Raw genomic sequence first — 24,156 nt, forward strand, 5'->3', positions numbered from 1 at the left:
AATCTCGAGCACCAGTGACAGCTCGATGGTGCGATCACTGCGCTTCAGCCTGCGGGAATCCTCAGCCGAGGTCGGCGGTGCCGGTGAACACGGTGCGCGTGGAGCCCGACACCCAGATGTCCTCACCGACCTGCTCGATCCCGACGATGCCGGTGCGACCCACCTGCGTGCCCTGCGAGGCGGTGTACCTGCGCGGTGCGATGCCGGCGCCGATGAGCCACTGCGCGAGCCCGGCGTTGAGGCTGCCGGTCACCGGGTCCTCCGGCACGCCGACGCCGGGGACGAAGGCACGCACCTCGTAGTCGGCCGGACGCACGGGGTCGTAGGTGCTGGATGCGGGCGACGTGCCCTCAGCGTGCTCCGGGCGTGCCGCGTGCGCATCGCCGGCCTGGGTCACCTCGTGCTCGATGTGCGCCTCGGCCTCCGGGTAGGCGCCGATGACGCCGAGGCGGAGGTCGCCGACGGCGGAGAAGTCCGGAGTGAGGGAGCGGACGAGCGCGGCGTCGCGGACGAGGATCCCCATCCAGCCGGGCCCGTTGTCCACCCAGCTGCTCGCGACGACATCGTCCTCGCGCAGGCCGAGGGCGGCGACCGCTGCGGCGAGCGTCTCCGCGTCGACCGGACCCGAGCGCATGAGCGGAGGAGCGGAGAAGGCGATCGTCGCGTACGCCTCGGGTGCGGGCGATGCCCCGGTCCGGATCGATGCGTCCGTCGATGCATCTTCGGAGGTGTCCGCCTCGCGCGGGGTGCCCTTATCGCCCAGGCGGAGGGTGACGAGCCCGGCCCCGCACTCCTGGACGAGGGTGCCCGCGGTGCGCGGTGTCCCGCCGGCCTCGAGCCAGGCGTGAGCGGAGCCGAGCGTCGGGTGCCCGGCGAAAGGCAGCTCGCCGCCCGGCGTGAAGATCCGCAGCCGGTAGTCCGCTCCCGCGTCGGTGGGAGAGAGGAGGAACGTCGTCTCGGACAGGTTCGTCCAGCGCGCGAAGGCCGCCATCGTCGCCTCGTCGAGGCCGTCGGCGCCGTGGACGACGGCCACCGGGTTGCCTCCCAGGGGAGCCGAGCCGAACACGTCGACCTGCCGGAACGCGCGGGGGCCGCTGACAGACTGGTCGGCGGTCGTGTCGGAGGAGCTGCCGAGGGGTCGCGAAGTCATGGGGCCAGCGTATCCCCGTGCCGGTTCCGTCTCCCCGCTCCCTGATCCGAGCCTGCCGACCCGAGCCTGTTGAACTGCGCCTGTTGAACCGTGCTGCCCGAGAGTGCTGTGCTCATCGGCGTCTGGACGGTGCGTGCCCAGCCTCTCTGCGCCTTCCCGCCGTCTCGCGCCTCGCTGTCGTGACCGTCAGGGCCGTCGTCGACGCCCGAGCGTAGGAGTATACTGATGGCGCATCGAGCACATGGCCCTCCCGGCCGGCACTCCCACCGAAAGGCCGCACCATGACCTCCCCCTCGCTCGTCTCCAAGCTCTCCGCCGAGTTCCTCGGCACCTTCGTCCTCGTGTTCGGCGGCTGCGGATCGGCGATCTTCGCCGCCTCCGTCATGGACGCGGACAACGGCGTGAACATGGGCATCGGATTCGCCGGCGTCGCCCTGGCGTTCGGCCTCACCGTCGTCGGTATGGCCTACGCCGTGGGTCACGTGTCCGGCGGCCACTTCAACCCGGCCGTCACGCTCGGCGCCGCGCTCGCCGGCCGCCTGCCGTGGCGCGATGCCCTGCCGTACTGGATCACCCAGCTCGTCGCCGGCGTGGTCGCCGGCGGCGTCCTCCTCCTCATCGCCACCGGTCGCCCCGAGTTCTCCATCGCGGAGAACGGCTTCGCGACCAACGGCTACGGCGAGTTCTCGCCGAACGGCTACTCGCTCGCGGCGGTGATCGTCTGCGAGGTCGTGCTCACCGCGATCTTCCTCTACGTCATCCTCGGTGCCACCGACAACCGCGCTCCGGCCGGCTTCGCACCGCTCGCGATCGGCCTCACCCTCACTCTCATCCACCTCGTGTCGATCCCGGTGTCGAACACCTCGGTCAACCCGGCCCGCTCGTTCGGCGTCGCGGTGTTCGCCGGCGGCGATGCGCTCGCACAGGTATGGGTGTTCTTCCTCGCCCCGCTCGCCGGTGCCGCGCTCGCCGGCCTGACCTACGGCTTCCTGTTCCCCAACACCTCCGAGGTGCTCGAGGAGCGGCCGGAGCCGGTCGACCGGGTTCAGCGCCGGGACATCTGAGGCGGATCGGGCAGGCCTGCGGGACCAGAACCGGTGTCACGATGACCGTTCGAAGGCGCACAGGCCTCCTGCGGGGCCAGAACCGGTGTCACGATGACCGTTCGAAGGCGCACAGGCCTCCTGCGGGCTGCAGGGGCCGCCGGTGCCGTAACCGTGATTGTGCTCGCCGCGGGGTGCGCCTCGGGTGATGGTCCCGGATCCGGTGATGATTCCGGTTCCGGCGCGGGCACCTCGGTGTCCTCCGCCCCCGTCACGTCCCCCACCGGGGAGGTGACGGGGGCGTCGTCGTCCCCCGGGGTGGAGGGCGCGCCGCCCGGAGCCACGGTTCCTCCCCCGGGAGCGAGATTCCACATCCAGTACGAGGGCGCGGTCGACTTCGGGCTCCCCGTCGACGTCTACGACCTCGACGGCGACGACACCGCGGAGACGGACGTGCGCGGTCTGCGCGACCGCGGCGTCTATCCGATCTGCTACCTGAGCATCGGGACCGTCGAGGACTGGCGCGCCGATGCGCCGGACTTCCCCGCCGAGGTCATCGGGGAGCCCTATGAGGAGTGGCCCGGTGAGCGGTGGCTCGACATCCGCCGGCACGAGGTGCTGCTGCCGATCATGTCGCGGCGGATCGAGAACTGCGCGGACAAGGGATTCCTCGCGATCGACCCCGACAGCATCGACGTGTTCAGCAACGATTCCGGCTTCGGTCTCACGGAGGAGGACGCAGTCGCCTACATGCGGGCGATCGCGGACATCGCCCACGAGCACGGGCTCGCGATCGGACTCAAGAATGCCGGGGAGATCGTGCCCGAGGTCGTCGACCTCGTCGACTTCGCGGTGCTCGAGCAGTGCCTCGATCTGGGCGAATGCGACTGGTACGCCCCCGTCGCCGAGGCCGGGAAGGCGGTCTTCGACATCGAGTACGTCGGGCGGCTCGCGGACGTGTGCGCGGCCGCACCGGCCGGCTTCACCATCGTCCGCTCCGACCTCCCGCTGTCGGGTGCCATCGAACGCTGTGCGTGAAGGGCTCCGGCGCGGAGCGAGCGTGGGGACCCTCTGCGGGGGACGGCGTGCGCGGGGCCTCGCAGGCAGGATTCCGCGCAGGCCCCTCCGTTAGGGTGGGAGGACGTCCTGCGGACTCACCCTCGGCATCGCGCCGTGGGCCGAGCGCGGGAATCCGCCCCGACTCCAGGAGGTCCGACCGTGGCCGGCACTCAAGAGCTCGTCGTCCTCCTCGCCGACGACGGCACCCCGACCGGCACGGCGCCCAAGGCGACGGTCCACGACATCGACACCCCGCTCCACCTCGCGTTCTCGTGCTTCCTCCACAACGACGCCGGCGAGGTCCTCATGACGCGCCGCGCGCTGAGCAAGCGCACCTGGCCCGGAGTGTGGACGAACTCGTTCTGCGGGCACCCCGGCCCCGAGGAGCCCTTCGCCGCGGCCATCGAACGGCGGGCCCGGCAGGAGCTCGGCTGCGCGGTCACCGACATCACCGAGGTGCTGCCGGACTTCCGGTACCGGGCCGTGGACGCCTCGGGCGTGGTGGAGAACGAGATCTGCCCGGTGTTCACCGCCCGCCTCGTCGGCGAGGTGCGGCCGAGCGCCGACGAGGTCGCGGAGTTCGCATGGATCGACCCGGACGACCTCGGCCGCGCGCTCGCCGCCGCTCCCTTCGCCTTCAGTCCCTGGCTCGCCGAGGAGTGGGCCCAGCTCAGCGGCGAGTGATACGCCGGCTGCGACCCGACCGGAATCTGATCGGCACCATCTGCCCCGGCCGCAGGATCGCTACTCTGATGCCATGGATTCCGACACCGCCGCCGTGACCGCCGTCCGCCTCGACCGCCCCGAGCCCGGGATCGCCCGCCTCACCTTCTGCCGCCCCGAGCGGATGAACGCCGCCGACATCGGGTTCATCGCCGAGGCGAAGGAGGCCCTCGCGGAGGTCGACGCCGACCTCGACGTCCGCACTCTCGTCCTCACCGGGGAGGGGCGGGCTTTCTGCGCCGGTCTCGACCTCACCGGCTACGGCGATGATGGCCTCGTCGAAGCGCAGGGCACGGTGCCGCGGGCGATGGCCCGCCAGAAGGAGATCGCCGACCTCGTCGCACGGATCCGCGGGCTGCGGGTGCCCGTCATCGCCGCGGTCAACGGCGCCACCGCCGGCGTCGGCCTGTCGATGCTGTGCGCCTCGGACATCCGCTACGCGGTGCCGGGAGCGAACTTCGCCGTCGGCTACATCCGCGCCGGGTTCTCCGCCTGCGACATGGGCCTGTCCTGGCTGCTGCCCCGGATCGTCGGCGCCGGCCGCGCGCAGGAGCTCATGCTCACCGGGCGGCGCTTCACCCCGGCGGAGGCCCAGCAGTTCGGGCTGCTCGCCGATGTCGTCGAGCCCGAAGCGCTCATGGACAGGGCGCTCGAGACCGCCCGGCAGATCATGCTCAACGCCCCGATCTCGGTCGAGTTCACCAAGGAAGGACTGTGGAAGAGCCTCGAGATCCCGTCCTTCGAGGCCGCCGTCGAGTTCGAGAACCGCCAGCAGATCTACACCGCGATGACGGAGGACCGCGCCGAGGCCACCGAGTCGTTCCTCGCCAAGCGCGCACCCCAATACCGCCGCCGCTGAACCTGCGAGCGCCGGGCGACGGCCCGGCAGATCTGCGCGGCGGGCTCCGGATCAGTGCTCGTCCGGATCAGTGCTCGTTCGGATCGTTCTCCTGGTCCTGCTTGGTCGCGTGCACGGTTCCGCGCACGTGGTCGGCCGGGCCGTAGATCGCGTAGACCTTCATGGGCTCTGCGCCGATGTTGACGACGTTGTGCCAGGTCCCTGCGGGGACGAAGATCGCCCAGTCGTCGGCGACCTCCTCCTCGAAGGTGACCTCGGTCTCGGACGGGCCCATGGTCACCCGACCGCGGCCCTGCTCGAGGCGCAGGAACTGGTCGTTGTCCGGATGGACCTCGAGTCCGATGTCGTCACCGACGTCGATCGACATGACGGTCAGCTGCAGGTGCTCTCCGGTCCACAGCGTGGATCGGAAATTGTCATTGGCCCGCGTGGCCTCCTCGATGTCGAGGGTGTAGGGGCGGGGGCCGTGATCGGTGAGGTCGGTCATGATCGTTCCTTTCCGGGGACGGGACATCTGCCCGGTCGACCCTGCTCCTCCCCGCGCGGTCCGAAACCTGCGCAGTGGGGGAGGAATGACTCGATTCTAGGCCGCCTCCAGTCCCCTCACCAGTAAGAATAGGCTCATCTCAGTAAGGTGAGCCTGACCTGAGCGCACAGGTCCGACCGCGTCGTCACCCGCTGCTCCGGGGGCGGGGCAGTGCGGTTCTCCGCGTCGGATCGCACTGGACCGACCCCGGTGACGAGCGGCTCGAACTCTCAGGTCCCGTCGATCCCCATGAGCCGGGCGCCGTTGTCCCACAGCACCGCGCGCAGCCAGTCGTCGCCGAACCCCTCGTCCGAGCCTCCCAGCCGGCACAGCGCCTGGAGCTGGTGCGCATACGGGTAGGGGATGTTGGGGAAGTCCGAGCCGAGCACGATCCGCTCCCGCAGCCCGGGCAGCCGCGCCCGGTAGGCGGCGTCGAACGGCGTCCCGTCGTTCGTGAAGTCCGTGTTGAACATCGTCGTGTCGAGGTGGACCCCTGCGTACGCCTCGGCGAGGTCGGCGAAAGCGTGGTACTCCGGCATCCCCATGTGCGCGATGACGAGGCGCAGCTCCGGATGGGCGGCGAGCACCCGGGCGACCGCCTCGGGACCGGTGTGCTTCCCCGGCCGAGGTGCGGATCCGGCATGGATGACCACCGGCACCCGGGCGGCGGCGAGCGCCTCCCATGCGGGGTCGAGGAGCGGGTCGGCCGGTGAGAAGGCCCCGACCTGGACGTGGACCTTGAACAGCCGGGCGCCGCTCGCGAGCGCCTCGGCGACGTACTCGCCGACCCCGGGTTCCGGGTAGAGGGTGGCGCAGTGGAGGATGTCCGGTGCGGAGTCGGCGAACTCCGCGTTCCACGCATTGAGCCAGCGTGCCATGCCCGGCTTGTGCGGGTAGGTCAGGGCGGGGATCCGCGCGAGACCGAGCTCGCGGACGATCCGCAGGCGGGTGGGGGTGTCGTACCGGTAGGTGATCGGCCAGGCCCGGCCGTATCCGTCCGCGGCCTGGTCGAAGTAGTCCCACACCTTCGTGAGCATCCTCTCGGGGAGGAAGTGGACGTGGATGTCGGCGAGCCCGGGGACCCCGAGCTCGGCGAGGAACCGGGGGACGTCCGCGTCGTCGCGGGGTTCGGTGGTCATGGGCACCACTGTAGGGGTGCCGGGACGCCGAAGCGCGGTGTCAGTGCCGGGACGCCGAGGCGCCGGCGCGGTGCCGGTGCCGGTGCCGGTGTCGGTGCGCGACAATGGCCGCATGCCCGACGCCGCTCCCGCTTCTCCCGTCTCGCCCGCCGCAACCCGTCCACCCGCAACCCGTTCACCCGCAACCCGCCCACCGGCGGCCCGTCCACCGGCGGCCGCGCGCGACCCGTTCCCCATCACTCTGCCCGCCGGCACGCGGCCGGTGGGCGAGGGGCCGTTCGCCGCACCGGGCGACCTCGTCCGCTGGCGCTTCCGCCGCCTCGACTACGACCGGGTGGGCGGGGAGGTCGTGCAGCCGATGCGCGTCGTCCGCGACGACCCGCGCGGCATGGTGCTGTGGCTCGCCGGCGGCACCCCGACGGCCGACCTGCGGGTGCGCGGATTCGAAGAGCTCAACCCGCACGAGGTCGACCACGCGGTGCGCTTCGTGCCCGTCGACCGCGCGCCGGGCCGCGTGCCGATCCTCCGGCACTGGCACGGACGCGGAGTGCTGCGGATCGTGCCGGCCGGGATGCCGTTCTCCGTCTGGGTGTTCCGCACCGCCGACGGCGGCTTCCGCGGCTGGTACGTCAATCTCGAGCACCGCCACCGGCGCCTCGGCGCCGCGGACCTGTTCACGAGCGACCACATCCTCGACCTCCTCATCGGCCCGGACGGTGCGGTCCGCCGCAAGGACGACGATGAGCTCGCCGGCGCCGTCCGCTACGGCATGTGGACGCCGGAGACCGCGCAGGTCATCGAGGACCACGCGCAGCTCGCGCTCGCGGAGTTCGCCGCCGGGCACTGGGCCTTCGCCGAGGAGTGGACCCGCTGGGATCCGGACCCCGCGTGGCCCGTCCCCGGGCCCGAGGCGGTCGCGGCCTGGGTGCCGGCGGGCGCCTCGGCGGCGGGGAACGACGCCTCGGGGAATGAAGCGTCGGTGCGGGATGCCGTGGGGAGCGGTGCCGGTGAGCACGGATCCATGTGACCACGGATCCATGTGCGCGTGGACCCGTGTGGGCGCGGACCCGTGGCCGACGTGGAACCGGTCAGCATAGACTGGTGCGGAGACCTCGCCCGCGGGCTCCCCAGCCGCGGGCACCGTGCTGATCGGCACCACCGCTGATCCGCACCCGCACTGATCGGCAGACCTGCCGATCCGCAGTCGAACAGCAGCCGAAGGAGTTTGCATGTCCGAGACGAACCGCCGAATCCGCCTCGCCTCCCGCCCCGTGGGCGTCCCGCAGCCGGAGGATTTCATCCACGACGACGCCCCGATCGGATCCCCGGGCGAGGGTGAGGTGCTGCTCCGCACCCGCTACCTGTCGCTCGATCCCTACATGCGCGGGCGCCTGTCCGATGCGAAGTCCTATGCGAAGCCGGTCGAGGTCGGCGACGTCATCGTCGGTGCGACGGTGTCCGAGGTCGTCGAGTCGAACTCCGCGGAGTTCTCCGCCGGTCAGACCGTGCTGTCCTACGGCGGCTGGCAGTCGTACTCGGTCGAGCCGGCTGCTCACCTGCGCCTCCTCGACCCCGAGGCCGCCCCGGTCACCACCGCGCTCGGCGTGCTCGGCATGCCGGGCTTCACCGCGTATTCCGGCCTCCTCGAGATCGGCCGTCCGCAGGCCGGCGAGACCGTCGCGGTCGCGGCCGCCACCGGTCCGGTGGGCTCCGCCGTGGGCCAGATCGCGAAGGTCAAGGGCTGCACCACCGTGGGCATCGCGGGTGGGCCGGAGAAGGTCGCCTACCTCGAGGAGCTCGGCTTCGACGTCGCGCTCGACCACCGGGGCGACGACCTGCGCGGGGCGCTCAAGCAGGCGGTGCCGCAGGGCATCGACGTTTACTTCGAGAACGTCAGCGGACCGGTGTGGGACGCGGTGCTGCCGCGGCTCAACACTTTCGCCCGCGTGCCGGTGTGCGGGCTCGCCGCCGGCTACAACGCGACCGAGGCGCCCGCCGGGCCGGACCGGTCCGCCGGCCTCATGCGCAACATCCTCACCAAGAGCCTGCTGCTGCGGGGCTTCATCCAGACCGAGTTCGTCGAGTCGATGTTCTCCGACTTCCTGCGCGACATGGGCCAGTGGGTGCGCGAGGGCAAGGTCAAGTACCGCGAGGACATCACCGAGGGCATTGACAACGCGCCGCAGACCTTCGTCGGCATGCTCGAAGGGAAGAACTTCGGCAAGACGATCATCCAGGTCGGGGAGTGAGCATCCGGCCCGCGTGCTGAGCCGAGCCCGGGCGCCGGGCCGGGCACTTGCCCGGGCGCCAGGCTAGGCGCCTGTCCGGGCCTGCGCCTGACGAGCGCGCAGCGCGTCCTCGGTGGTCGAGCCGCACACACGACGGCGGCCCCACGGATATCCGTGGGGCCGTCCTCGTGGGGCTGTCGTGGTGGTGTCGGGCACGTGGTGCCGGGCTCGGGAGTGCTGCGCGTCAGTTCTCGTCGTCGGCGTCGATGTGCGAGGTGCCCTTGTCGCGGCGGCCCTTGACGACGAGTGCGGTCACCGCCGCACCCACGAGCGTGCTCGCCAACGCGATGAGGAGGCCTGCTCCCTCGTAGGGCGAGCGGTTCGGATTGTCCTTGGTCATGACGGATCCCTTCTGGCGCGCGGCGGTGGATGGTCGCTCCGCGGAGACCGCGGAGCGCGCACTGCGATGTGCAGAGCGCGCACTGCGACGGGCGCAGTTCGTACTACGACAACAGTACGGCCTACCGATCTGTTTCCTCCGGGAATCGGATGGTTCCATGGGGCGCGGCTGGTCGGTGTGGAGACGTGCCGCACTCCTGAGCGGCCTGCCTGGGACGACCGCCCGCAGGACTGATGTCTCAGCGGAAGGCGGCGAGCACTTCGGCGGGGTCGACCCCGCAGGCGAGCGCGAGGGTGAGTGCGATCCTCGCCTTCCGCGCATCGAGCAGGCCGGCCGGCAGCAGACCGCGGCTCAGCAGGTCGATCTCCGCACCCGGGTAGCCGTAGGTGTCCTCGAGCGTCGCCCCAGCCCCGGTGCGTGAGGCGAGGACCACCGGCATCCGCACAGCCAGCGCCTCGACGGCCTCCACCGCGCGGGCGGCCACGTGACCGCCGCCCACTCCGGCGAGGACTGCGCCCCAGTACCCGGCCTCGGGAAGCGTCGCGAGGAACTCGAGCCCGTCGTCGAAACCGACGTCGATGTGCGCCACGCGAGGGAAGTCGAGGTTCGGGGCGTGCGCGGTATCTGGGGCGGCGTCGGCCCCGGAACCGCGGGGCACCGCGAGTCCGACCGGCAGGGTGCGCGGGGCAGGGAGGTGCGGCAGCCGGACGCGGTCCTCGGCGACCCAGCCGAGCGCTCCCACGACCGGGCCCGAGGTGAACGGCGAGACATGGCTCGTATGCGCCTTGCGGACGAACAGCGGGTCGTGCACCTCGTCGGCGAATACGAGCGCGGCGCGCAGCCCGGCGGCCTCCGGGACGAGCGCGGTGAGCGCGGCCGCGCGGACATTGGCCGGGCCGTCCGCCCCGGGGAGCGTGGGATTGCGCATGGCGCCGGTGAGGACGATCGGGATGCCGGAGTCGTTGAGGAGCGAGAGCGCGAACGCGGAGTCCTCGAGCGTATCCGTGCCCTGCGTGAGCACGATGCCGTCGACGCCGCGCGCGGCCGCACGTCGCGCGGCGAGCACAGTGCTGAACAGGATGCCGAAGTCGATGCTCCCCGACCCCACCTGCGCGAGCTGCTCCGCGCTGACCTGCGGGGCGCCGCCGGGCAAGGTGTCGAGGCGGGCGGCGGCCGTGATCTCCTCGGCCGTCACCGTCGGTGCGACCCCGCGGGCCGGCGCAGTGGGTCCGGTGCTGTCGGTGCGATCGGTGCTGCTGGTAGGGCCGGTACGGCCCGTGCTGTCGGCGCTGTCGGTCGGAGCCGGTGATGTGCTCGAGGCGATGGTGCCGCCCAGGGCGATGACGTGGAGAGTGCGCATGGGAGTCCTCGCGGGAGTCGGGTCGGGGTGGAGGAAGCGGGCGGGGGCGCCGAGCATTCAGGCGGGGTCGTTCCCTGCCCGGAGGTCGCCTGCCCGGTGATCGGGGGCCCGGTGGTCGGGGGCGCAGTGGTCGTCCGCCCGGAGCTCGGCTGCCCGGAGGAGGTCGAGGGTGATCTCGAGGTGCCCGAGGTGCTGGCACAGTTCCTCGAACACATGGAGCAGGACTCCGAACGTCGACTGCGACCACGGTCCGTACCCGGTCGCCGGGGCGACCGGTGGGCTGTTCCAGTCGGTGGCGGTGAGGTCGGCGAGGAAGGCGGCCCGCACCTCGGCGGCGGATACGAGGAGATCGGCGACCCGGCCGATGGCGCTGAACTCCGCCTCCCGGTCGCGGGGGACCCGGATGCCGAGGTTGACCGTCGACGACCAGCGCCGCATCATCCCCAGGCAGTGGGTGAGCAGGACGAAGGGGGAGTTCGCGCCGGGCGCGGGCGGAACAGCGTTGGCGGTGGCGTCGTCGAGGGCACCTACCGCATCGATGATCTCGTCGAGCTTGACCAGGGTGAAGCCGACGAGCGTCCGCACGTGCGGCGGCAGATCGCCACGGGTGTGCTGCGGGGCGACAGGGGCGTGCGGGGGTTCGGGGGTCTGCGGGGAATCCGGGGTCTGCAGAGGATCCGGGGTCTGCGGTGTGGGGTCGGCCACGGCGGGTCCTTCCTGCGCGGGGCCGGTCCGGCCCGATGACGCCTCGCCGGCCCGATTGCCGACGAATCCTGCTGCGGCCGACGATACCTGTTGAGGAATCGAGGGCTGCTGCAGGACCGGCGGACATCTCGGTTCGGCAGCCGATCGCGATCGACGATTCCGTGTACCCGGTCAGCGGGTGAGCAGGTATTCGCGGGTGTAGGGCATGGTGAAGCGGACCCATCCGCGGCCGGCGGGCTCGATGACGCCGCGGGTGATGAGGCGGGCCCGGTAGACGCTGCCGTACTTCGCCGTCACGCCCATCCGGCGGGCGACCTCGGCGGTCCGGGAGCGGTCGTCGTCGGCGGCCATCGCGAGGACGTAGCTGCGCTCCTGGTCGGTGAGTCCTTCGACGGTCGGCTCGTGGATCTGCCGGTGCATGGCCGTGCGCGCCCGGGCCACCGACTCCTCGACGTGCTCGACGGTGATGACGTCCTCGTCGCCGGTGGCTCTCCACGCGTGGTCGCCGATGAGCTGGATGAGGAACGGATAGTGCCCGCTCGCCCCGATCGCCAGCTCGAGGGCTTCGCGCGTGATCGTCTTGCCGGCCTGCGTGATCGGCGCCTCGAGCGCGATCCGGGTGTTCTCCGGGCTGAGGTTGCCGAGCGTCACCCGCTCGGCCCGCCGGAGGTAGGTGGAGACCTCGTCGTCGACGAGGCTCGTGATCGTCTGCGGCAGGCCGGCGGCGACGAACGCCACCGGCGCCTCCTGACTGAAGGCGTAGGCGATCGCATCGGTGACGCGGCGGAGCTCGTCGAGCTGCGAGCGGTGCACCTCGTCGAGGGTGAGGACGAGGCCGGTGCCGTGGGCAGCGAGGATCTCGAGCGCTCGCATGAGGTGGTGGCGGAAGTCAGGGGTCAGGGGGTTGGTGGACTCCGTGCGGGTGGTGAGCCCGCCGGCACCGAACGGCAGGGTGAACCCGACGACGGAGGATTCGACGGTGTCCGCGGCATCGAGGCGGGCGAGGAGCTCGGGCAGCCGCGCCTCGGTCAGGCTCGTGGAGAACCCGGGCGAGGCCTGCGCATGGACGGTCATCCATTGGCGGCTCGCCGCGACCTCGTGGAAGACGTGGAGGAGGACGCTCTTGCCGACGCCGCGCTGGCCGGTGATGAGCGTGGCCCGGCCGGTGGCGCCGGGGCCGCTGTCGAGCGCGTAGGCGAAGTCGTTGACCTCGCCCTGCCGGCCCACGAGGGCCGGTGGGATGACGCCGAAGGTCGGGGTGAAGGGCGAGGGGGAGGCACCGGGTACGGGCGGCGGGGGGATGGTGACGCTCATCGTCCGTGGTCCTCCGATCGCAGTCCGGTCGCGGTGGTTTGGATTTGTTTAGATTCTTGAGAATACCGTGGCCAGGCGTCGAGCGGTAGGTGGAAGGGGTGGTTGCCGGCAGGGTGGTTTCTCTCCGGGCGGGGGCCGGGGCCGCCCGGGGTGGGTTTGGAGGTGTTTAGTCGGTTTGGATTTGACTTGCTGAGCTCGGAATCGAACGGCCGACGAGCGGAGTGTGAGTGAGTGAAAAAGTATTCGAACATTCTCAGCGCAAGCTGTTCCAATCGTTGCTTCGATCGATTAGTATTAGAACACGGCGAGAGGAACCGAGCAATGTCGGCCAAGCGAGCACCCACGGTGGACGAGCAGATCTTCGCTGCCTGTGCGGCGGCAGGCGCAGGTGGAGGTGCAGGTCCAGCGGACCCCGAATACACCGTCTCCACGGACCCAGCGCGCTTCTCAGCGCCCTCGACTCTCCTCGGCGTCTACAACATGCTCTCGGCAGAGGATGCAGAACGCGGTGTCGGTGCGTCCCCCTCTGACCTGAGTCTCCCTGTCGCCGGGAGTACCCGTGCTTCCGGACGTCCCCGGGGCGAACCGGTCGATCGCGGCACTGCGATGCTCGCGGAGGAGGAGATCCGGTTCGAGCGGCTCCATGAGCGGGTGCGAGCCGCTGCGCGTCAGCGGGATGTCGTGGCGCTCGAAGAACTCGTCGCACTCGCCCAGGCCGCTACCGGTTATCTGGCCACGATGCACAGCGCGGACGAGATCCGTGCCCTGTTCGAGCTCGAGGACGATCTCGCTGCGGAGCGAGTGCCACCGGCCGTCCCGTTCAGATATGCGGCGCGGGAGTCGCTGAGGGCGGGATTCGACATCACTCTGGCGCACCGGCTGTCGATGACGACGGCGCGTGCGACGAGTGCGGCCGCCGACAGTCTGCTCGCGTACTACGGGCTGCCACGTCTGAGGCACGCAGTGCTCACCGGGGAGGCGTCATGGACGAAGCTGCGGACCGTGATGAAGAAGACCCGCGACCTGTCGCTCACGGATGTCAGGAGGATCGACGAGTTCGCGTGTGCCCAACCGCACGATCTGACCCCGCACCGACTGGGAGTGCTCGTCGATCGGCAGGCGGCGCTCATCGCCGGCCGCGAGAACCTGGAGCACGCCCGCAATCGGCATCGAACGGTGCAGATCGAGCGCTGGCGGGACGGCACCGCGCGCCTGACGCTGACCGGTCCGACGACCGCGCTCGACGCGCTCCATCAGCGCACTCGTGCGATGGCACGGGCGATCACCCTGAATCACGCCGATGCGTTCGGCCTCGATCGCTCCCGCCAGGCAATCGTCGATCCGCGCAAGGTCAACGAGCTCATGTTCGACATCATCACCCGCGCCACCGGCCGGATCGACGTCACCGTCGCCGAGGTCGACGGCCCCGCGACCCCGAACAGCAGCTTCCAGCCCGGTCCCGAGCGCCCTGCGGGCACCGGCGCAGGAGCCGTGGTCCGGCAGAGTCCGGATCCAGGCGGTGAAGACACCACGGCCGCACCGGCAGGGTCCGACACCCGCACCGGCAGCGCACACGATCCACCACCCGATACGCCTCCACCGACTCACCGACACACCGGGTCGAGAACGCGGAGAATGCGGAAGCTCAGCGGCCTCAGCGAGGTCCCCGACCTGGGGGAGTCGGAGACTGCATACATCCACACCGTCACGCTCACTTGCCCCACCCACGACGATTGGCTGCGCCGCCAGGCCGCGGTCACCGTCACCGTACCCGCGATGTCGCTGCTCGATGTAAGATCCGGCGGTGCGGACATGCCCGGCGAGCTCCACGGCACGAGCCCCGTTCCCGCGGAGATCGCCCGCAGCATCGTGGCACTCGCACCGCACCTCGAACGGGTTCTCACCGATCCGGTCGACGGCACCGTCCTGCCGATCGCGGCGCAGAAGTACCCGATCCCGGACGCTCTGCGGCGAACAGCCGAATCGCAATGGCACACGTGTGCGGCACCGGGCTGCGACGTGCCTGCTCAGTACTGCGAGATCGACCATCTGATCCCCTTCGACCACGCCGACCCTCAGGCCGGTGGCCGGACGGAGCCGCGGAATCTCCACCCGCTGTGCAAACATCACCACGACTGCAAGACGCGCGGCATCATCAGTGTCGAATCCCAGGAGGAGACGGAGGGCTTCGTCGGCGGTGAGCCTTGTGCAGGCGGCGCGTGCCATGCTGGCGGCGATCCCCGTATCGCCGGTGACTCAGATCAATCGACCGGTTACCACGCAGACTGCGGAACCCATGTGACCGGCACAGTATGGCGAGCCAGTTGCGCCGACGCGATCACCACCCGTCCGATGCGCAACCCGATCCACACCGAGCACGCCGCCCGGCTCGCAGCGCATCAGCCGCGCGATCGGACCGATCGGTCGACGGGCGGTGACGAGGCCGGCACTACGTGAAACGTCGACTCCGAGATCAGCTGGTCAACTTTCCAACACCCCGGGATCGTCACCGGGAATCGTCACTGACCTCCGCGTCGGAGAGCGACCGCGGGCTCCGCTCGTCACCTGCATTCGCAGCGCTTCGCCGTACTGGACCCGGAGGAGATTCACCCCAGCCTCCATCCGGAGGAGCTGCGCCCTACTCCACCCGGAGGAGCTTCACCCCAGTGCGAACCAGAGCATGAGCATGGTGACGAAGAAGCCGACGACGTAGTTGAGCCAGAGGAACACCGACCAGCCGCGGTGCGCCTCGGCCGAGGTGTCGTCGGTGATCGACCAGAACCGGGCGGAGTTCACCGCGTAGGGCAGCGCGAGCAGTCCGGCGAGCGGCACCGGCCAAGAGGTGAAGACGAGCAGGGCCCCGGCGAGCAGGTACACGGATGTCGTCAGACGCACCGTGGCCCGTGCGCCGAGCACGGTCCCCACCGAGGCGAGACCTCCCTCGCGGTCGGGCACGACGTCCTGCACAGCGCCGAAGGCCTGGCTCGCGATCCCCCAGAGGAAGAATGCGGCGAGCACGAGCCAGCCGTCCCGGCCCACCGGATCGCCGAGGAGCGCGAGGGCGAACCACGCGGGTGAGGAGAAGTGAGTGGACGAGGTGAGCGAATCGAGGACCGGGATCTCCTTGAAGCGCAGACCCCTGACCGAGTACGCGAGCACCGCGAACATGCTCAGTGCGAGCACGGCAGTGGACAGCACCGTGCCGAGGACGACGAACGCGATGAGGAACGGGACGCACGCCACCGCTGCCGCGATGAGGATCCGGCGGTGCTGCTCGGGCGAGGCGAGGTGCCCCTCGACGCCGCCCTTGCGCGGATTCCGCAGATCCGACTCGTAATCGAAGACGTCATTGATGCCGTACATTGCGAGGTTGTACGGCACGAGGAAGAACACGACGCCGAGCACGAACACGAGGTCGACCCGGCCGCCTCCCAGCAGGTAGGCCGCCCCGAACGGGAACGCTGTGTTCACCCACGAGATCGGGCGCGAGGCGAGGAACAGCTCACGGAGCACGGTGATCACCTCCTCGGTCCGACTGCGGATCGTGCCGTGCCGAATTCTGATGGGCCACATTCTGCTGGGCCTAATCATGCTGGGCCGAATCATGCAGTACCGGATCATGCTGTGCCGGGTCATGCTGGGCCGAATCGCTCGGTGCCGCGTCTACCCGTGCCTCGTCAATCCGTGCCGTGTCGACACGCACGGCAGCGCTCCCCACGGCATCGCTCCCCACGGCCCCGCTCCTCACTGCCGAGGTGCGTCGCCGTCCCAGCAGCTCCCACAGCGCCGGCAGAGCGAGGACGGCGAACACCGTGTAGGCGAGATCCTCGACCGGCATCGCACCGATCATGATCCCGGAGATCAGGTCCTCGGCATAGGTGAACAGCCCGACGCGGATCATGAGGTTGTCGAACACGATGGTGAGCGCGATCATCACGATCGCCGTGAGCGCCAGCGCGGACCGGGAGACCCTGCCGGAGCGCCAGCCGACCACCGCGAGCACGAGTGTCGGCATGAGGAACACGAGGTTGATGAGCGTATAGGTCACGGCCGCTCACCTGCCGGTCCGCCGTCGACGTCGGTTCCCGTCCGGTGCGCTGCTCGTCCGCTGTGATCGGCCGGCTCCGTGGCAGCGGGGCCGGGGCCGGCATGACTGATACCGCTGCCCGCACGCGCCCTGCCCGGGCGAACAATGCCCGCACGCGCCCTGCCTGCACGCGCTCGGAGGATCCGCGCCCCGCCGGTGTAGAGGTTCATCGTGAGCCAGCACAGGAACACGAGGAAGAACAGCTCCTCGAGCGGCAGCTCGGGAGCCAGGTCGATCCCCGTCATGTACGGGCTGTCGCCCCGATGGAAGATCCCGGTGAGGATCCCCAGGCCGTCCCACGCGAGGAAGGCCGCCAGCCCGAGGCCGTGGACGATCGCCGCACGTCGCGCATCGGCGAACCAGAACAGCCGGTGCCGCAGGTCGAGGATCGTCATCCCGGCCAGGCTGAACAGCAGGCACGCGAGGTACGCCCAGCTCATCACAGCGATTCCAACCAGCCGCCTGAGGTGTCGCCGCGCAGCTCCTTGACGACGTTCTCCGCGCTGATGAGGCACATCGGCAGCCCGACCCCGGGAGCGGTGAAGGCCCCCGCGTAGAGCAGATTGTCGAGCCGCGAAGCACGCAGTCCGGCAGGCCGCCGCGGCCCGCCGCGCAGGAACACGCTCTGCGCCAGGGTGTTCGCCGGGCCGAGCACGGTGCCCTGCCAGGCGTGGAAGTCGTCGACGTAGTCCCCGGGCCCGAGCGTCCGCCGTACGAGAATGTGCTCGTCGAGGTTCTCGGCGAAGTCCGCCTCGCCGGACCAGCGGGCGATCTGCTCGATGATCCGGTCGCAGTACGCCTCGAAGGCCGGCTGACCGGCGCGCAGGGACGGGTCGGCAGGGCAGGGGACGAGCACGAAGAGGTTCTCGCACCCGTCCGGGGCCACACCGGGGTCCGTGCGCGAAGGGGCGCACACGTAGACCGAGGCGGGGTCGGGCAGGGAGCGCTCCTCGCCGAACACCGCGGCGAAGTTCGCGTCCCAGTCGGCGGTGAAGAAGAGATTGTGGTGGGCGAGCCGGTCGAGGCGCCGGTCGACGCCGAGCATGAGGATCGCGCCGCCCATCCCCGGATCGCGGTGCGCCCACGTCTGCTTCCCGGCGGTGCGGTAGGCCGGGTCGAGGAGCCGGGTCTCGAGGTGGTGGAGGTCGCAGGCGGCGACGACATGGTCGCACTCGAACACCTCGAGGCCGGACTCGGTGCGGGCGACGACCTCGGTGATGGTGCCGCGCCGGCCGGCCGGTGCGGCCGGGAGGGCGACCACCTCGGCCCCGGTCCGGATCTCCACCCCGGCGGCGCGGGCCTGCCGCTCGATCGCGTCGATGATCGTGTGCATGCCGCCGCGCGGATACTGCACCCCGTCGATGAGGTCGAGGCGGCTCATGAGGTGGTAGATGCCGGGCGCCCGCTCCGGGTACATCGCGAGGAACACCGCGGGGTAGCCGAGGATCTGCCGCAGCAGCGGGTGGGTCACGGTGGCGTCGATGCGATCGGCGAGCGAGCCGGTGAGCATGCCGGCCAGCGGTCCGAGCCGCGTGAGGATCGCGGGGTCGGCGAGCGCGGCCGGCGATCGGAAGGTGCTGTAGAGGAAGTGGCGCAGCGCCAGGTCGTAGGCATCGGATGCGGAGTCGAGATAGGTGTCGAGGCGCTCTCCGCTGCCGGGTTCGAGCGATTCGAACAGCTCCCTCACCCGGTCGCGGCCGTAGGGCACGTCGACGGTGAGCCCGTCCTCGGCGAAAACCCGGTAGCCGGGATCGAGCGGGACGAGGTCGAGCTGCTCGGCGCTCGAGGTGCCGCACAGCCGGAAGAAGTGGTCGAACACCTCGGGCATGAGGTACCAGCTGGGCCCGGTGTCGAAGGTGAAGCTCGACTCGCGATGGATGCCGGCGCGGCCGCCCAGCCAGGAGTTGCGCTCGAGCACGGTGACCGCGTGGCCGTCGCGGGCGAGTAGAGCGGCGGTGGCGAGGCCCGCGATCCCCGCTCCGATGACGACGGTGCGGGGCACCTCGGTCCGGGCAGTGGAGGGCGACGCGGTAGAGGACTGCGCGGCGGAGGACTGCGCGGTGCGGGTCATGCGACTCCTCGGGTCCGGACGCATGTCCGGGTGCGTGGTGAACGGCCGACGCGATTGCCTGAGCGCGGTCGGCCGGCGGCGGCGGCCGCGGCCAGTGCGAGCTTACGCGGATTCGACACCCGGATCCGCGTGGTGCTCACGCGGTGCGCCGGAGTGCGCGCGATGATCCGGGTGAGCTCGTCGAAGATCCCGTGCGCGGTCCACACCGCCGGCCGGACCCCGCGCGGCAGGTGCGGGATGCGCGCGGCGGCGAGGTCGAGGTCGCCGGTGATGTCGGCGACGATCGCGGTCTTCTGCTCCTCGGTGAGGGAGCGGGGGTCCACCCCGGGGAAGTAGGCGCGGTCGAGCGCGGCGTCCTCCCCGAGGTCGCGCAGGAAGTTGATCTTCTGGAACGCCGCCCCCAGGGCGCGCGCCCCCTCGGTGATCTCGTGCTCGCGGCTCGCGGGAAGCGGCGCGCCGTCGAAGAAACCGTGCACGCACATCTCGCCGACCACCTCGGCGGAGCCGTGCACGTAGGTCGCCAGACCGTCCTCGTCGTGGCCGTCGTGCTCGGTGTCGGAGCGCATCGAGGCGAAGAACGGCCGCCACAGGTCCGGGCCGATCCCGGTGTCGCGGGCAGCGCGGGCGAAGGCGTGCGCGATGAGGTCGGAGGAGAATCCCTGTGCGACCGCGGCCTCGATCCGGTGCTCGAACCGATCGAGCTCGGCGCGCGCCTCGGCCGGGTCGGCGGTGTCCCAGGCGCCGTCGACGATCTCGTCGGCGACCCGGACCATGCCGTAGATGCTCGTGATGTGGGCGCGGACCGGGGGCGGCAGGGTGCGCACCGCGAGCGAGAACGAGGTCGAATAGCGAGTGAGCACCTGGTGGGCGGCCCGCTGGGCGGTGGCGGTGTAGAGGTCGGCGGGGCGCGGGGTCATGCGGGACCGCCGTCCGCGTCCGGAGCCGAGGGTCCGGCTTCGTCCGGGATCGTGGTGTCGGCCTCGTCGGTCGCCGAGGTGTCTGCCGCATCCGGTGCCGCGGGGCCGCGCTCGGCCTGGCCGGCGGCGACCTCCTCCTGTGCGTGCTGGACGGCGCGGGTGAGCATGACGATGAGGGCGTCGAACATCTCGATGTCGTCGGGGTGCACCCCGCGCATGACGCGCATCATGTGCTCGACGAGCGGGGCGAACATGTCCGCGCCCTGCTGCCGGGCCTTCTCCGTGGCGTGGAGGTTGACCGCCCGCTGATCCGCATCGGAGCGGTGGCGGGTGAGGTGTCCGTTGCGCACGAGCCGGTCGATGACTGCCGAGGTCGCCGGCCCGGACAGCACGAGGCGCCGGCGCAGGTCCGTCGGAGTGATCGGATAGCCGCGCCGGTCGGCTTCGATGACGGCGTTGACCGCGTGCACATCGGTGTGGCCCATATGCTCGGTGCGGCGGACCGTCTCGAAGTAGCGCTCCGATTCGACGGTGAACTTCTGGAGCAGGAACAGCGAGGAGAACCCGGTCTCGTGCCGGTGCGGGCTGCGACTGTCGGCAGGGGCGCCTGCCGCGGCGGTGTCGTCCGGCAGGTGTTCGACCACGGGTTCGGAAGCGGGATCGCCTATCGGAGCGCGAGCCGGATCGGCAGTGTGATCGACCGAGTGATCCTCAGGGGTCATGGTTCCACGGTAGATGTTTCCGTGCGGTTCTGACTACTTGAAATCAGTGATGTTGTTGCACCGTGGAACTAATGGCCGCGCAGACGCCTCCGTCTCACCCGCCTCCGTCTCACCCGCCTCGCCGTGCGTCTGCCGGACCTAATGCCGCGGGAATCGCAGGCGCCCGGGGCGCGCGCGATCGAGGGGGAGCACGTGCCCGAAGGTGCTGCGGAACCGGGTGGCGCCGTCGATCTCCACGTTCCCGCCGGCCCAGCGCGGGTCGGTGTCGGCGCCGGTCTGGGGGTCGCCGCCGGGGGTGGTGCCGGTGCGGGTGGGGCTGAGCGCGCGGCGGATCGCCGAGGCGGTGTCGAGCCGCGGAGCATCGGAGAACCAGTCGTCGGCGCCCGGGTGGGTGCAGATCATGTCCTCGGCGACGCTGTGCGCGAGCGCGGTGACGACCGGGGCGGGCAGGCCGGTGATGCGGGCGACGGCCGGGCCCACCGCCTCGGCGGGCACCGGGCCGGCAGGCACGTGCGGCCGGTGGAGGCCCGCGACCGAGGCGTAGAGCCGGATGAAGTCGGGGTAGGTCATGACATCGGGCCCGCCGATGTCGATGAACCCGGTGCGCGTCGACCCGATCGCCCATGCCAGCGCCCGCAGCACGTCCACGACGGCGATCGGCTGCACCCAGTGGTGCATCCAGCCGGGGACCGGGATCGCCGGCAGGCGCTCGGTGAGGCGCCGGACGAGCTCGAAGCTCGTCGACCCGGCGCCGACGATGATCGCCGCCCGCAGCGACAGCGCCGGGACCGCACCCGCGAGCAGGATCTCCTCGACCTCGAGGCGCGAGCGCACGTGCTCGGAGTGCCGGGTCTCGGTCCGCGCGCTCGCCCCGGTGCGCAGGTCGGTGCGCACCTGCGGGCGGTCGGCCGGGACGAGCCCCGACTGGTACACGATCTGGCCCACCCCGGCTGCCTCGGCCGCCCGGGCGAACTCTGTTGCGGCCGTGGCGTCGATCCGCGCGAAGTCGCGGTCGGCCATGGAGTGGACGAGGTACACCGCCGCATCGCACCCGGTCAGTGCCGCGGGCATGGTGTCCGGGCGGAGCACATCGAACTCGGCCGCGCGCACCAGGTGCGCCCACGGAAACTCCGCGAGCCGCTCCGGGGTGCGGGCCCCGGCGGTCACTTCGTGCCCGGCGGCCAGCAGGGCGGGGACGAGCCGGGAGCCGAGGTAGCCGGTGGCTCCGGAGACGAAGACGCGCATGGGGCTCCTGTTCGCTGGTGTGACGGGCGCGGGGATGAATCCCGCCGGGGTGCTTCCCCTAGTATCGACGGTGTGGCGCACGCGCAGCACCCGGAGGCCCCCGTCGACCGCCGCCCGCCGTGGGCGGCCGTCGCGGTCATCGCCCTGTGCCTGCTCATCGGCGCAGGGTTCCTCTACGGCACGTTCGTCGTCGGGTACGACACCGCGCTCTTCTTCCAGTTCTCGTTCGTGCTCGCCGCCTGTTGGGTCGCGGTGTACATCGCCGGGCTCGCGGTCCGCGACGGGCGCACTTCCGCGGAACGGGCCTCGCTCGGCCGCGCGATCGGGCTCGGTGCACTGGGCGGCTTCGCCGTCGGCATCGTGAGCATCATCGGCGCATGGGTGCTCTCGCTCCTGCCCTGGACCGCGGACCTCATCGTCGGCGTCCTCGGTCCGATCCGCGCCGAGAACTTCACTCCGGTCTTCATCACCGCGCTGCTCGTCGGGGCCACGGAGGAGCTCGCCTTCCGCGGGGGAGTGTTCGCCCTGTTCCGCCGTCGCCCCGTCCTGTGGTCGACGGTGATCTACGCGATCATCACCTGCGCCACGATCAACCCCGCCCTCGTCGTCGCCACCGTGGTGCTCGGCGTGCCCTTCGCGTGGCTGCGCGCCTGGACCGGTCGGGTGGTGGCGGCGGTGACCGCCCATGTCGTGTGGACGACGGTCACTCTCACCGTGCTCTCCGTGCTCGTCTGACGGTGTCGGTCCGGGCGCGGTGCCAGCCCGGCGCGGTGCGCACCCGGGTGCGGTGCTCGTCCGTCGGCGCTTCTCCGAGTGCGTTCGTCCGGGCACAGCGTTCGGTCGTCTTCGTCATCCGCCCGAGGCGAGGTGCAGGCCGGTGACGAGGGGAGATGCGGTGCATTCGGGATAACCCGCCGCTCCCCTCGGGTTTGCCGCCATTCGTGCCGCATGTGTGTGACACCTCCGTCGAGGCGGGAGAGAATGAGCGGAGTGCAATCCCACCAGGCCCGCGAGACCGAGAAGGTGACATGAGCATTCCCCCGCCTCCCAACCAGCAACCGTCCGATCCACAGTTCGGAGGGCCGCAGTTCGGTGGGTCGTCCGCCGGAGGGCCGCCCCAGGGTGTTCCGCCTCAGAGCGCTCCGCCGCAGGGTGGGCAGGATGCACCGCCTCCCAGACCCGGTGCCGGCAGCCCGGGAGCGAACCACTCCGGTGCCCCCGGACACGGCTACGGCCCGCAGCCGGGCCGGAAGATGAAGCGTTGGGGGCAGGGGCTGACCTGGACCGGCCTCGCGATCACCGTCGTCGGCATCATCGCGGCGATCGTCACCGGCGTGATCGGGTTCGGCAACGCGGTGCCGAGCGAGGACCGGATGACGACCATCGTGTCCAGCGGCACCGTGACCGCCGAGGCGGACGAGGACCTCTACCTCTATGTGCCCGACGGCGCGGCGCCGGCGGTGTGCACCGTGTACCCGCCCGGCCAGGCCGAGGTGCACCCGATCGAGAACCCGATGACCACGAACTTCACCCACGAGGGCGCCCAGTATCAGTCGAACGGCGGCTTCACGACCACCGAGGCCGGCACCTATGAGCTCACCTGCTCGAACCCCGAGGTGCTCGTCGCGCCCAGCGTGTCCGGCGGCGCAATCGCCGGCGGGGTGCTCGGAGTCGTCGGCGGCTCGATGGCGGCCGTGGCCGGCGGACTCATCCTCATCATCGGCATCATCCTCTGGATCGTCGGAGCGAAACGGATGAAGAAGTCCGGAGTGCGATGACCGCGAGTGGTGCGGAGGTGGAGTCCTCCGAGGATCGGTCTGCAGCGGCCCGGCCCGCAGCGGATCGATCTGCCGTGGATCGCGCGGATCGCAGCGTTCGGCCCGCTGCGCTCACCGTGCTCTTCGACGGCCACTGCGGGTTCTGCACCCGCTGCGTGAATGCCGTCGAGGCACGCGACACCCACGGACGGATCACGTTCCTCGCACACCAGGTGCCCGGGGTGCGGGAGCGCTGGGGCGTCACCCGCGCGCAGGCGGAGTACCAGCTGTGGGCCATCGGCCCCGGAGGCGAGCGGGCCGGAGGTGCGCAGGCCGTCGCCGCGATCCTCGACACACTCATCGGATCCAGAGCGGGCTTCGGATCCCGAACGGGCCTCGGGCCCGGTGCGCGCCTCGAATCCCGTGCGCGGCACGGATCCGGTGGGCCCCTCGGGCCCGGCCCGGACGACCGTGTCGATAGAGCCGGGAGGCGCGGCCCGCTCGAGCGGGTGGCCCGGACCCCCGGCGTCGAACAGCTGCTCGATCGCGCCTATCAGTGGGTCGCGCGCAACCGCGCCCGCTTCCCGGGCACGACCCCGTGGTGCGAAGCGCACACGGGGAATTGCCGCTGAGGATCATCATCCGACGATGCCCTGCCCGATGATGATCCTCGTTCCGAAGAAGACCCTCGTGCAGGCGGGATTCCGCTAGGGCGTGTCCGATAAATGGTGTAGCCACGCAATAGCCGCATTGAGCACGACTGCTGCGCGGTAGACGATGGCGAGTTTGTCGTAGCGGGTGGCCAGGGCCCGCCACTGCTTCAGGCGGCTGTAGCCGCGCTCGATGACGTT

At 70.9% G+C, this 24,156-nt stretch carries 25 protein-coding genes; 10 read left to right on the top strand and 15 right to left on the bottom strand.

All coding sequences use genetic code 11. The features are described 5' to 3' along the window. Nucleotides 1-61: 61 nt before the first annotated feature. Nucleotides 62-1,150 carry a PhzF family phenazine biosynthesis protein gene (locus AB0I45_RS10175; protein ID WP_295690225.1) on the bottom strand — a complete coding sequence of 363 codons (1,089 nt, stop codon included), beginning with the start codon at nucleotides 1,148-1,150 and terminating at the stop codon, nucleotides 62-64. 281 nt (nucleotides 1,151-1,431) lie between these two features. Here AB0I45_RS10175 and aqpZ point away from each other — a divergent pair, with 281 nt between their 5' ends. From aqpZ to AB0I45_RS10195, 4 genes are all read left to right on the top strand, one after another. Continuing rightward, nucleotides 1,432-2,214, top strand: a complete 783-nt coding sequence (aqpZ, locus tag AB0I45_RS10180; RefSeq protein WP_295690228.1) for an aquaporin Z — start codon at nucleotides 1,432-1,434, stop codon at nucleotides 2,212-2,214. 270 nt (nucleotides 2,215-2,484) lie between these two features. Next, nucleotides 2,485-3,231, top strand: a complete 747-nt coding sequence (locus AB0I45_RS10185; RefSeq protein ID WP_360318082.1) for an endo alpha-1,4 polygalactosaminidase — start codon at nucleotides 2,485-2,487, stop codon at nucleotides 3,229-3,231. Nucleotides 3,232-3,411: 180 nt separating this feature from the next. Continuing rightward, complete coding sequence (gene idi, locus AB0I45_RS10190; protein ID WP_137318273.1) at nucleotides 3,412-3,936, top strand: isopentenyl-diphosphate Delta-isomerase; 525 nt, start codon at nucleotides 3,412-3,414, stop codon at nucleotides 3,934-3,936. Between the two features lie 73 nt (nucleotides 3,937-4,009). After that, nucleotides 4,010-4,834 carry an enoyl-CoA hydratase-related protein gene (locus AB0I45_RS10195; protein WP_295690232.1) on the top strand — a complete coding sequence of 275 codons (825 nt, stop codon included), beginning with the start codon at nucleotides 4,010-4,012 and terminating at the stop codon, nucleotides 4,832-4,834. 67 nt (nucleotides 4,835-4,901) lie between these two features. Here AB0I45_RS10195 and AB0I45_RS10200 read toward each other — a convergent pair whose 3' ends face one another. After that, a complete protein-coding gene (locus AB0I45_RS10200) occupies nucleotides 4,902-5,321 on the bottom strand; it encodes a cupin domain-containing protein (RefSeq protein WP_295690234.1) in 420 nt (139 codons plus the stop codon). A 269-nt stretch (nucleotides 5,322-5,590) separates the two neighbouring features. Then, nucleotides 5,591-6,499 (bottom strand): amidohydrolase family protein, encoded by a 909-nt coding sequence (locus AB0I45_RS10205; protein ID WP_295690235.1) that lies wholly within the window; start codon nucleotides 6,497-6,499, stop codon nucleotides 5,591-5,593. A 112-nt stretch (nucleotides 6,500-6,611) separates the two neighbouring features. Here AB0I45_RS10205 and AB0I45_RS10210 point away from each other — a divergent pair, with 112 nt between their 5' ends. Together AB0I45_RS10210 and AB0I45_RS10215 are read left to right on the top strand one after the other, a co-directional pair. Next, on the top strand, nucleotides 6,612-7,526 hold the full coding sequence (locus tag AB0I45_RS10210; RefSeq protein WP_345030513.1) for a DUF402 domain-containing protein: 915 nt from the start codon (nucleotides 6,612-6,614) through the stop codon (nucleotides 7,524-7,526). 202 nt (nucleotides 7,527-7,728) lie between these two features. After that, nucleotides 7,729-8,748: an NADP-dependent oxidoreductase gene (locus AB0I45_RS10215; RefSeq protein ID WP_295690237.1), complete on the top strand. Its 1,020-nt coding sequence runs from the start codon at nucleotides 7,729-7,731 to the stop codon at nucleotides 8,746-8,748. A 223-nt stretch (nucleotides 8,749-8,971) separates the two neighbouring features. Here the strand turns inward: AB0I45_RS10215 and AB0I45_RS10220 are convergent, their stop codons facing one another. The 4 genes from AB0I45_RS10220 to AB0I45_RS10235 all read right to left on the bottom strand — a co-directional run bounded on the left by AB0I45_RS10220 (nucleotide 8,972) and on the right by AB0I45_RS10235 (nucleotide 12,506). Further along, entirely contained in the window at nucleotides 8,972-9,127 is a 156-nt protein-coding gene (locus tag AB0I45_RS10220; RefSeq protein WP_295690239.1) for a hypothetical protein, read from the bottom strand. 238 nt (nucleotides 9,128-9,365) lie between these two features. Next, entirely contained in the window at nucleotides 9,366-10,487 is a 1,122-nt protein-coding gene (locus AB0I45_RS10225) for an asparaginase domain-containing protein (protein WP_345030510.1), read from the bottom strand. Nucleotides 10,488-10,544: 57 nt separating this feature from the next. After that, a complete protein-coding gene (locus AB0I45_RS10230; protein ID WP_345030508.1) occupies nucleotides 10,545-11,192 on the bottom strand; it encodes a DinB family protein in 648 nt (215 codons plus the stop codon). Between the two features lie 171 nt (nucleotides 11,193-11,363). After that, the gene (locus AB0I45_RS10235) at nucleotides 11,364-12,506 is read right to left on the bottom strand and encodes an ATP-binding protein (protein WP_345030506.1); all 1,143 of its coding nucleotides are present in this window, start codon (nucleotides 12,504-12,506) and stop codon (nucleotides 11,364-11,366) included. 681 nt (nucleotides 12,507-13,187) lie between these two features. On the opposite strand from AB0I45_RS10235, the gene AB0I45_RS10240 reads away from it, so the two are divergent. Continuing rightward, nucleotides 13,188-14,963, top strand: a complete 1,776-nt coding sequence (locus tag AB0I45_RS10240) for an HNH endonuclease signature motif containing protein (protein ID WP_345030504.1) — start codon at nucleotides 13,188-13,190, stop codon at nucleotides 14,961-14,963. Between the two features lie 201 nt (nucleotides 14,964-15,164). On the opposite strand, the gene AB0I45_RS10245 is transcribed toward AB0I45_RS10240, so the two are convergent. The 7 genes from AB0I45_RS10245 to AB0I45_RS10275 form a co-directional block, all read right to left on the bottom strand. Beyond that, on the bottom strand, nucleotides 15,165-16,079 hold the full coding sequence (locus tag AB0I45_RS10245) for a prenyltransferase (protein ID WP_360318091.1): 915 nt from the start codon (nucleotides 16,077-16,079) through the stop codon (nucleotides 15,165-15,167). A gap of 10 nt (nucleotides 16,080-16,089) precedes the next feature. Next, nucleotides 16,090-16,554 (bottom strand): lycopene cyclase domain-containing protein, encoded by a 465-nt coding sequence (locus AB0I45_RS10250; RefSeq protein ID WP_345030500.1) that lies wholly within the window; start codon nucleotides 16,552-16,554, stop codon nucleotides 16,090-16,092. After that, nucleotides 16,551-17,033 carry a lycopene cyclase domain-containing protein gene (locus tag AB0I45_RS10255; RefSeq protein ID WP_276087625.1) on the bottom strand — a complete coding sequence of 161 codons (483 nt, stop codon included), beginning with the start codon at nucleotides 17,031-17,033 and terminating at the stop codon, nucleotides 16,551-16,553. Before AB0I45_RS10255 ends, AB0I45_RS10250 begins: the two co-directional genes overlap by 4 nt. Next, nucleotides 17,033-18,664: a phytoene desaturase family protein gene (gene crtI, locus AB0I45_RS10260; protein ID WP_345030495.1), complete on the bottom strand. Its 1,632-nt coding sequence runs from the start codon at nucleotides 18,662-18,664 to the stop codon at nucleotides 17,033-17,035. The genes AB0I45_RS10255 and crtI overlap by 1 nt, the downstream gene beginning before the upstream one ends. Beyond that, nucleotides 18,661-19,581: a phytoene/squalene synthase family protein gene (locus AB0I45_RS10265; RefSeq protein WP_345030492.1), complete on the bottom strand. Its 921-nt coding sequence runs from the start codon at nucleotides 19,579-19,581 to the stop codon at nucleotides 18,661-18,663. Before AB0I45_RS10265 ends, crtI begins: the two co-directional genes overlap by 4 nt. Then, nucleotides 19,578-20,225 carry a MarR family transcriptional regulator gene (locus tag AB0I45_RS10270; protein ID WP_345030489.1) on the bottom strand — a complete coding sequence of 216 codons (648 nt, stop codon included), beginning with the start codon at nucleotides 20,223-20,225 and terminating at the stop codon, nucleotides 19,578-19,580. Before AB0I45_RS10270 ends, AB0I45_RS10265 begins: the two co-directional genes overlap by 4 nt. Before the next feature lie 216 nt (nucleotides 20,226-20,441). Beyond that, nucleotides 20,442-21,548 carry an NAD(P)H-binding protein gene (locus tag AB0I45_RS10275; RefSeq protein WP_345030486.1) on the bottom strand — a complete coding sequence of 369 codons (1,107 nt, stop codon included), beginning with the start codon at nucleotides 21,546-21,548 and terminating at the stop codon, nucleotides 20,442-20,444. A gap of 72 nt (nucleotides 21,549-21,620) precedes the next feature. On the opposite strand from AB0I45_RS10275, the gene AB0I45_RS10280 reads away from it, so the two are divergent. The 3 genes from AB0I45_RS10280 (at nucleotide 21,621) to AB0I45_RS10290 (ending at nucleotide 23,937) form a co-directional block, all read left to right on the top strand. Next, entirely contained in the window at nucleotides 21,621-22,283 is a 663-nt protein-coding gene (locus tag AB0I45_RS10280) for a CPBP family intramembrane glutamic endopeptidase (protein WP_295690248.1), read from the top strand. A 518-nt stretch (nucleotides 22,284-22,801) separates the two neighbouring features. Continuing rightward, nucleotides 22,802-23,326, top strand: coding sequence for a hypothetical protein (locus AB0I45_RS10285; protein ID WP_345030481.1), 525 nt, complete (start codon nucleotides 22,802-22,804; stop codon nucleotides 23,324-23,326). 74 nt (nucleotides 23,327-23,400) lie between these two features. Then, nucleotides 23,401-23,937: a DCC1-like thiol-disulfide oxidoreductase family protein gene (locus AB0I45_RS10290; RefSeq protein WP_175406812.1), complete on the top strand. Its 537-nt coding sequence runs from the start codon at nucleotides 23,401-23,403 to the stop codon at nucleotides 23,935-23,937. 75 nt (nucleotides 23,938-24,012) lie between these two features. On the opposite strand, the gene AB0I45_RS10295 is transcribed toward AB0I45_RS10290, so the two are convergent. Beyond that, on the bottom strand, nucleotides 24,013-24,156 hold a 144-nt coding region (locus AB0I45_RS10295; RefSeq protein WP_360318107.1), incomplete at its 5' end, for a transposase.

It is taken from the genome of Brevibacterium sp. NPDC049920 (genome assembly GCF_040656435.1).
Taxonomy (GTDB): domain Bacteria; phylum Actinomycetota; class Actinomycetes; order Actinomycetales; family Brevibacteriaceae; genus Brevibacterium; species Brevibacterium pityocampae.

Coding starts and splice junctions, on each gene's coding strand:
- AB0I45_RS10220 (WP_295690239.1), bottom strand. CDS start 9,127: ATGACCAAGGACAATCCGAACCGCTCGCCCTACGAGGGAGCAGGCCTC.
- AB0I45_RS10235 (WP_345030506.1), bottom strand. CDS start 12,506: ATGAGCGTCACCATCCCCCCGCCGCCCGTACCCGGTGCCTCCCCCTCG.
- AB0I45_RS10205 (WP_295690235.1), bottom strand. CDS start 6,499: ATGACCACCGAACCCCGCGACGACGCGGACGTCCCCCGGTTCCTCGCC.
- AB0I45_RS10225 (WP_345030510.1), bottom strand. CDS start 10,487: ATGCGCACTCTCCACGTCATCGCCCTGGGCGGCACCATCGCCTCGAGC.
- AB0I45_RS10210 (WP_345030513.1), top strand. CDS start 6,612: ATGCCCGACGCCGCTCCCGCTTCTCCCGTCTCGCCCGCCGCAACCCGT.
- AB0I45_RS10245 (WP_360318091.1), bottom strand. CDS start 16,079: ATGTGGCCCATCAGAATTCGGCACGGCACGATCCGCAGTCGGACCGAG.
- crtI (WP_345030495.1), bottom strand. CDS start 18,664: ATGACCCGCACCGCGCAGTCCTCCGCCGCGCAGTCCTCTACCGCGTCG.
- AB0I45_RS10275 (WP_345030486.1), bottom strand. CDS start 21,548: ATGCGCGTCTTCGTCTCCGGAGCCACCGGCTACCTCGGCTCCCGGCTC.
- AB0I45_RS10175 (WP_295690225.1), bottom strand. CDS start 1,150: ATGACTTCGCGACCCCTCGGCAGCTCCTCCGACACGACCGCCGACCAG.
- AB0I45_RS10200 (WP_295690234.1), bottom strand. CDS start 5,321: ATGACCGACCTCACCGATCACGGCCCCCGCCCCTACACCCTCGACATC.
- AB0I45_RS10215 (WP_295690237.1), top strand. CDS start 7,729: ATGTCCGAGACGAACCGCCGAATCCGCCTCGCCTCCCGCCCCGTGGGC.
- AB0I45_RS10255 (WP_276087625.1), bottom strand. CDS start 17,033: ATGAGCTGGGCGTACCTCGCGTGCCTGCTGTTCAGCCTGGCCGGGATG.
- AB0I45_RS10285 (WP_345030481.1), top strand. CDS start 22,802: ATGAAGCGTTGGGGGCAGGGGCTGACCTGGACCGGCCTCGCGATCACC.
- AB0I45_RS10265 (WP_345030492.1), bottom strand. CDS start 19,581: ATGACCCCGCGCCCCGCCGACCTCTACACCGCCACCGCCCAGCGGGCC.
- AB0I45_RS10195 (WP_295690232.1), top strand. CDS start 4,010: ATGGATTCCGACACCGCCGCCGTGACCGCCGTCCGCCTCGACCGCCCC.
- aqpZ (WP_295690228.1), top strand. CDS start 1,432: ATGACCTCCCCCTCGCTCGTCTCCAAGCTCTCCGCCGAGTTCCTCGGC.